This is a genomic window from Acidaminococcales bacterium (genome assembly GCA_031290885.1).
Classification (GTDB): domain Bacteria; phylum Bacillota; class Negativicutes; order Acidaminococcales; family JAISLQ01; genus JAISLQ01.
Genome location: JAISLQ010000038.1, coordinates 22,579 through 30,464 on the forward strand (window position 1 = coordinate 22,579; position 7,886 = coordinate 30,464).

7 protein-coding genes are annotated in these 7,886 nt (G+C 47.2%); all 7 read left to right on the forward strand.

Annotation, left to right across the window (positions count from 1 at the left end; translation table 11 throughout):
• The first annotated feature begins 6 nt into the window (after positions 1-6).
• Positions 7-1,092, forward strand: coding sequence for a glycosyltransferase (locus LBO03_04925; protein MDR3348932.1), 1,086 nt, complete (start codon positions 7-9; stop codon positions 1,090-1,092).
• 50 nt (positions 1,093-1,142) lie between these two features.
• Positions 1,143-2,129, forward strand: a complete 987-nt coding sequence (locus LBO03_04930; GenBank protein ID MDR3348933.1) for a glycosyltransferase — start codon at positions 1,143-1,145, stop codon at positions 2,127-2,129.
• A gap of 54 nt (positions 2,130-2,183) precedes the next feature.
• Entirely contained in the window at positions 2,184-4,181 is a 1,998-nt protein-coding gene (locus LBO03_04935) for an HAD-IA family hydrolase (protein MDR3348934.1), read from the forward strand.
• A gap of 115 nt (positions 4,182-4,296) precedes the next feature.
• Positions 4,297-5,097 carry a class I SAM-dependent methyltransferase gene (locus tag LBO03_04940; protein ID MDR3348935.1) on the forward strand — a complete coding sequence of 267 codons (801 nt, stop codon included), beginning with the start codon at positions 4,297-4,299 and terminating at the stop codon, positions 5,095-5,097.
• Positions 5,098-5,248: 151 nt separating this feature from the next.
• Positions 5,249-6,313, forward strand: coding sequence for a glycosyltransferase (locus LBO03_04945; GenBank protein ID MDR3348936.1), 1,065 nt, complete (start codon positions 5,249-5,251; stop codon positions 6,311-6,313).
• A gap of 8 nt (positions 6,314-6,321) precedes the next feature.
• Positions 6,322-7,380: a glycosyltransferase gene (locus LBO03_04950; GenBank protein MDR3348937.1), complete on the forward strand. Its 1,059-nt coding sequence runs from the start codon at positions 6,322-6,324 to the stop codon at positions 7,378-7,380.
• 159 nt (positions 7,381-7,539) lie between these two features.
• A partial coding sequence (locus LBO03_04955) for a hypothetical protein (GenBank protein ID MDR3348938.1) occupies positions 7,540-7,886 on the forward strand: 347 nt, incomplete at its 3' end.

Sequence of the window (7,886 nt, forward strand, 5' to 3'; positions counted from 1 at the left end):
TTTTGCATGAAGATCGCTTTCGTCGTGGCCAGGCGCATGTCCGGGCAGGGCGGCATGGAAACAATCATCAACCGGGTGCTGAAAAACTGGGGCTGCCCTACGGATGAAATCACCCTGGTCCTTTCCGGCAAAACGGGCAGGGACGCCACGTGGCTGGCCGGCACTAAACATATTAAACTCTGGTTTCAGGCCAGGCTGCTCGGCTATCCGTTTTTGATCGCCCAACTTTTTTTTGTCCTTTGCCGTTTGCGGCCGGACATAGCCATCGCGGCCGACTCCAAAGCCACGCGCTACTGCGTCTGGTACAAAAAATGGTTCCAAAAAGAACTTAAAGTCGCCTGCTGGCTTCACATGCCCTTCCTGCAAAGGATTGGGGAAAGGGCGGGGAGAATAAAAGGGGCGGATTTTTATTTGTGCGTTTCCGAAGGGATGGCGAAAAACTTTATAAGTTATGACATTGACCCCGGCAAAATTCACACGATATACAACCCGTTGGAACCCGCCGGCGCCAGCTTGGTGCCAAGGAGCGCGAAAGCGGTGTTTGTCTATCTCGGGCGCATGGTTGCGGGACGCGCCAAACGCACGGACGACTTCGTCCGCGCCCTGTCCCTCTTGCGGGGCGACTGGCGGGCCGTAGCGGTGGGCGACGGCAAAGACGCGGGCAAGATAAGGGAACTTGCCAAAAATCTGGGGATATATGATAAAATAGACTGGATGGGCTGGCAGGCCGACCCCTGGGCGGCCGTAAAAGAAGCGAGCTGCCTTGTCCTGACTTCGGATTTCGAGGCATTTGGCCTGACGCTGACCGAGGCCATGCAAAGGGGGGTTTTTTGCCTTAGTTCCGACTGCGCGCCCGGGCCGCTGGAAATTGTCCAAGACGGGGTGAACGGCCAGTTTTATCCGATAGGCGACGTCGAAAAGCTGGCGCGGCTCATGCAAAAGATCGTCGACCGCCCGGACGCCCTGCCTGCCGCCGCCGCAATTGCCCAAAGCGTGGAAAAATATTCGGCGGAAACGGTGATCGCGAACATGCGCGAAATCTGTCGCGGACACTTGCCGAAAAGCGCACAATCGGCGCAAGCGCAAACATAATCCATAATTGCCGCTGTTTTGTTTGGCAATTTTAAGGAGCTATGCCAGCCATGCAGGAACTTGTTTCCATAATCGTCCCCGTTTACAAAGTGCGGCAATATATTCACAAATGCGTCAACTCGGTCATCAACCAAAGTTACGATAATTTGGAAATCATCTTGGTTGACGACGGCTCGCCGGACGACTGCGGGCGCATTTGCGATGAATACGCCCGCCAAGACAAAAGAGTCAGGGCAATCCACCAACAAAACCGGGGGTTGAGCGCCGCCCGCAATTTTGGGCTGGATGCCGCCCGCGGCGATTACGTGGTTTTTGTCGATTCGGACGACCATGTCGACGCCGACATGTGCCGGAATATGCTTGCCGCCGCTAAAGCAGAAAACGCCGACATCGTTGTCGCCAATTTTTATAAAGAAACGGAGCGCGGTTTGGAAAAATGCGAATTTCCCCCGCCGTCGGGCCCTGATAGCCTTATAGCAGCCCGGCGCGCCATTTTAATGGACAAAACGCCAAGTTATGTGTGGAACAAGATGTACAAAGCGTCTTTATTTATAAATGTCAGGTTTGTTCCCGGCCTTTATTTTGAGGACATGGCCATCATGCCGGATTTATTTTTTCTGGCGGAAAAAATAGCTTTTGTCCCGGATGCTTACTATCATTACAATTGCCTGAAAAGAGATTCCATCACCTTTTCCTCGCCGGACTTGTTGAAACTGGGCAAAATGAAATACGGCTCTTTTGTGGCCTGGCGGGCGAGGGAGGAAAAGGCCGGCGGCAATTTTCCCGAAGAGTGCCTTTACATACAGTCCAGAACCATTAAATCCGCTCTGGGGGCGTTGCTGCTGGGAAAGAAATTGACCGCCGGGCAAAGGGCGGAATGCCGGGCATATCTATCGCAAAAAAAGGGAGCCCGCTCGGCCGAAATAGGCGCAAAGGCGAAATTTTTGTGGTGGTGCCTGGACAATTTCCCGATTGTGTGCCGGATATATCCTAAATTCAGCCAATTGGCGCGGCTTTATAAGAGGATTGGCCGGTAAGTGCGGAGTTAATCCAGCGATAAAAACAAGGAAAGCCGAAAAAGTGGGGAAACAATGACCGATTATATACCATTGCTGGAAAAAATACGGCAAGATATAGATAAGGCTGCAGTCGTATCTTTTGATATATTCGACACATTGCTCCTGCGGCCGTATGTTACGCCCGAAGACCTGTTTTACCATATGGAAAGACTGGAAAACATGCCTTATTTTGCTATGGCGAGGATTGAAGCCGTAAAAATAGCCAGAAAATTCCACCCTGATTTGGAAGAAATTCCTCTTGACTGCATTTATGATAATATTGGCGAAGAATTTCGGCCAATGCGGGATAAAGAAATTGAATTGGAGCGCAGGGTCCTGCAGACGAATCCGGAAATGGCGGCGGTGTGGCAATACGCGAAGGATTCCGGCAAAAAAATTGTTGTTGTTTCCGATATGTATCTGCCTGAAAGTATTATTGACGAGTTATTGCAAAAAAGCGGCTTTGGCGGCTATGATGAATTGTTTCTGTCCTCTGCGGTAAACAAACTAAAGGCAACCGGCAATTTGTATGTCCATATTCTAAACAAATTGAGCGTAAAAGCATCCGATGTACTCCATATCGGCGACAACAAGCAGTCTGACTATAAAGAGGCAAAAAAACATGGGTTGCGTGCAGTTTTGTACAAACAGGTAATGAGGCAGTTTTTGGAAGCGGACAAGCGGGCGGGCAGGTTCCTGAAAGCAGCCAGCAGCGATTGGGAAGGAGGGATAATGATTTCCCTGCTAGCCTGGCGGTGGCAGAAAAAGCAGTTGGGGCTGATGGAGCCCGGCGATTATTGGACAAATCTGGGGTATGAATATGCCGGCCCCGCGATTTACGGGTACATGCGCTGGCTTTGCAAGACAGCGAAAGAAAAAGGCATTGACCGCTTGCTGTTTGTTGCGCGCGACGGATATACTTTGCAAAAGGTTTTTGATGCCTTCGACAGTAAAATTCAGACAAGTTATATATACGCGCCGCGCTTGCTGAACTTAATTTGCCGACTGGATTATTCGTCCTGCAATTCTACCTTTGACAATTGTAATTTATCGAAAATGCAAGCGGATGCCATAATTGGCTATTATAAAAAATATTCGCCGGAAATTACGGCAATTGTGAATGAAACTGATTTCGACAAAATTAATTCGTGCGATTTTATTGCCAAACATAAGGAAATTTTTGAAAATCTTGCCAAAGACAATTTTGAAAATTATAAAAATTATTTGCGCAAAAATATCTGCGACAGCAATTATATTGGAATTGTCGATACAAGTTCTTATTATGCTTCTGCCCAACGACTGATCCATGATGCGCTCAAAATGCCGATTCACGGTTTTTATTGGGCTATCAGCTTAAGAGATGCGAAATGTTCTTGGATAAAACAAAACTATTCAGAGTTTGCCGGATATCTGATTGATAAAAATGGCAACAATTATGGAATTACCAAAAAGTGGGATTTTATGGAGTTTCTGCTAACATCTCCAGAATATCCGATCGTAAATATACGGATGGATGGATCTCCTGTTTATGATTCACACCCGTCAGAGCATGAAAGATTTCAGCGTAGTATTTATCCAGCTATCGCAAACGGCGCATTACAGTTCGCGCGAGACATAAAGGATATTTTTGGCGATATGCAAGTTTACTTGTCTGCAAACACATTGGTCAGATGGATAGATATTTTTATTGATCATCCCAAAGCGGTGGATAGAAAAATTATGTCTGGCGTAAAGATGTCAAGTAACATTATGCACTCAGAATCCATATTTTTGTTTAGGGCTAATTTGTCCGCTTCGTATATAATGCGTCATCCCTTTAAAGCGATTATGCAAGCAAAGCGCTATACATGGCGCACGCTGCCGGAAACGCTGGTGATTTGCCTGCTTGAACCGTTGAGAGTCAAAACGCGCGGAATAAAGCGGGTAGAAATATATTTGTTCCCCGGTTTGGCACGGCGATATTTTACTGTTTCTCTGACGCCTGGCGAATTTTATCGTTACATATTTGCAGTAGGGAGAATCAACGCCTGACGGCTATTTAAGCCTCTGATATTTCTGGTGCGGCCAAAATGTATGCTTGCGGCAACAGACATGACTTTTTAAACAAGGTCTGGCTTAGTAGTGCATTTATAAAACGGAGGCGGCAATGAAAAACGACGATTTTGATTATTCCTATCATTATGGCAATTGGCATTTCGATACCCCTGAATCACAAGCGAGAGATATAGAAGGCGCGCGTAAGGAATTTGACGCGCATAACATTTATCCGGCGCGAAAAACAGCCAAAATACTGGAAATAGGCAGTGGCATGGGCCGTACCATGCTGATGCTGCGCGACTTAGGTTATGAAAACATGTATGGCATTGATATAGATCCTTCACAAATAAAAGTCGCGGAGAAAGCCGGATTGAATGTTTGCCTGTCCGATGCAACAGAGTTTTTTAAGGAAAATGACGAAAAATACGATGCCATCTATGCCTTCGACGTATTGGAGCATATTGGAAAAGGACAGCAGGTACATTTACTTGAGGGTATGCGAGAACATTTAAGTCAAGACGGCTTTGTTGTTCTTCGTGTTCCGAACGCATTGTTCCCTATCGCGTCTTATTTTAGATATATTGATTTTACGCATACGCTTTCATATACATCCGAAACCATCTCATTTTTGTTGCATAATGCTGGATTGCATTTTTTTGCTGTCCGTCCCCAATATAAGGAATCGGCAGGATTGCAAAATTTAAAATTACCTTGGGTTCGTTTAATAAGGCGTGAACTTGGAATGAAAGATTTCATAATGACCCCTAATTTAATGATTGTGGCTTTTAAAGACGAGAACGTATTAAAGCGATACTTGGTGTCCGCCCCGAAGATAAAAAATGATTATCAGGATGGGATAAAAGCTACATTGCGCCGGGTATGGCTGCATATAAAAACTATGAAGTTTTGATTTTGAAATTGAAAAAGCGCATAGTCTATCAAGTCAAGTCGCGCCAGCAAGCCATGTTGAAACGCGTTTAAAGTTAATGTGAGAACATTCTCCATCCGCGAAAGTCAGGAAACGCTGGCATTGAAGCGGCGTTGCCGGAATCAGGTGAGTAATGCAAGAACTCATTTCCATAATCATCCCCGTTTACAATGTGGAACAGTACATTCACAAGTGCGTCGATTCGGTTATCAACCAAAGCCATAAAGATTTGGAGATCATTTTGGTTGACGATGGTTCGCCGGACGGCTGCGGGCGCATTTGCGACGATTACGCCCTAAAGGACGCGCGGGTAAAGGTCATCCACCAGGCCAACCGGGGCCTCAGCGGGGCGCGCAACGCCGGCCTGGCGGTGGCGCGGGGCAAATATGTCGCTTTTGTGGACTCGGACGATTATATATTGAAAGACATGTACGCCGATTTGTTGCGGTTGGCCCTAAAACATGGCGCCGACATGGTTGTGTCCGATTTTTATGAAATTACCGAGGCAGGCGGCAAAAAGGCGCGTTTGAACAACTATTCGGCAAAACGGCTCAATAAACTCAGCATTGAGGACGTCCGGCGGCTCACCTTGCTGGACAAGTTGCCGCCTTCGGTCTGCGTCAAGCTGTACAAAGCCTATGCGGCGAAAGACGTTGGCTTTTATCCCGGTGTTTATTTTGAAGACTTGATTTTCAGCGCGCGCATAATTTTTAAGATAAACAAGGTCGTTTTCACCGACAAAGCGTATTATTGTTGCAATCGTACGGAACGCGAATCTATAACTTCGCTTTTCATGGCGGACGAAAATAAATTCGCCAGGAGAAAATACAGTTGGTTTGTCGCCTGGCGGGAAAGGGAAGCGCTCGCCCGGGCGCATTTTCCTCAAAACAGCCCTCTAATGCGCGCGCAGGCTGTATCTTGTTCTATTCGCGCTTTGCTTGCTTTCCAGGGGTTGGACGGGTGGGAAGAAGAAAAGGGATTTTGCCTTGAGTATCTTTACGCCAAAGAGCAGGAAACCGGCCTTGCCGACGCAGACTTAAAGCATAGGATGTTGTGGTGGTGCTATAAAAATTGCCGGACGTTTTGCCGCGTTTACACAAAATTGAGCGTAGGTCTGCACAAATTAAAAAACAAACTTAAAATTTGTCCGCCGCAATTTCCCGGCCGCTCCGCCGCGTTGCCGGCGGAGCGGAAATGAGGATGGCAATGCAAGCACTTATTTCCGTGATCGTTCCTGTTTACAAAGTGCAGCAATACATTCGTAAGTGCATCGATTCGGTTGTCGGCCAAAGTTACCAGAATTTGGAGATCATTTTGGTTGACGACGGCTCGCCGGACGACTGCGGTCGCATTTGCGACGAGTATGCCCAAAAGGACGCGCGAGTTAAGGTCATTCACCAGGCCAACCGGGGCCTCAGCGGGGCGCGCAACGCCGGCCTGGCGGTGGCGCAGGGCGACTATGTCGCTTTTGTGGATCCGGACGATTATATCTTGAAAGACATGTACGCCGATTTGTTGCGGTTGGCCCTAAAACATGGCGCCGCCGTGGTTGTGTCCGATTTTTATGAAACAACCAAATCCGCAAGCAAAAGGGTGTGTCTTAAAAATAATTCAGCGGAATTTCTGAACAAACTCGCCATTGAGGACGTCAGGCGGCTGACCTTGCTGGACAGGCTGCCGCATTGTGTTTGGAACAGGCTGTATGCGGCCAATATAGCTAAAAACATGCGTTTCCCCGATATCTACGGGGTGGAGGACATGCTTTTTAACGATCAGATTGTTTTCAGGACAGACCGGGTTGTTTTTTCCGACAAGTCGCACTATTGCTACAATCTGCAAAACACCGGCTCCATAACTGCGCTTACGGAAGATGAAGGTAAAATTGCCCGGGCAAGATACGGCCTTTTTGTCGCTTGGCGGGCAAGGGAATCGCTCGCGGCGGGAGGGGCGCTATCCTGTCCGCAGGAAGTTGAGCGATTCTCCCGCCTTAACGTACTGCATCATGCCATGAAAACAATAGTTTCGTTGCAAGGAATGGGGCTGGACGGCTATAAAGAAGCTAAAAAGCAAGACTGCCTCGAATATCTGCGCGAGAACGAAAAAGTGGCCGGCTTGTCCGGCTTGCGCATGAAATACAAACTTTTATGGTGGTGCCACGAAAACTGCCGGGCACTTTTTCGCGCTTACGCGAAAGTGAGTTTGTATCTGCGCAATTTTAAAAACAAAACGAAACTCGGACGCCAAAACATTGATAAAATATATTGACCGGTTAGCTTAACTCGGCGGCAGGGACGGGAGACCGCTTATTAAAAGCGCGGCGGCGCATCGGCGCTTATGCCCGAAACGAAGTGATAGATCAAACATTTAGCGCGGCGTTTAGTTAACGGCTGCGCATAGAGAACGAAATCAAGAGGAGTTTTGGGAATGAAATCCGAAAATCAAATAGAGATGGCATTTATACAAAAGCTTCAAGATTTAAAGTATACTTACCGCGAGGACATTAGAGATCGTGCCTTGCTTGAAGCTAATTTTAGAGAGCATTTTGAAAGATTGAATCGTGTAAAGTTAAACGATTCTGAATTTGCGCGCCTCAGAGATACAATTATCACATCGGAAGTATTCACTGCGGCTAAAACTTTGCGGGAAATAAATACCTTCAAACGTGATGACGATACGCCACTTCAATACACGCTTGTCAACATCAAGGACTGGTGCAAAAACGAGTATGAAGTTATAAACCAACTGCGCATTAACACAGAAAACAGCAATCA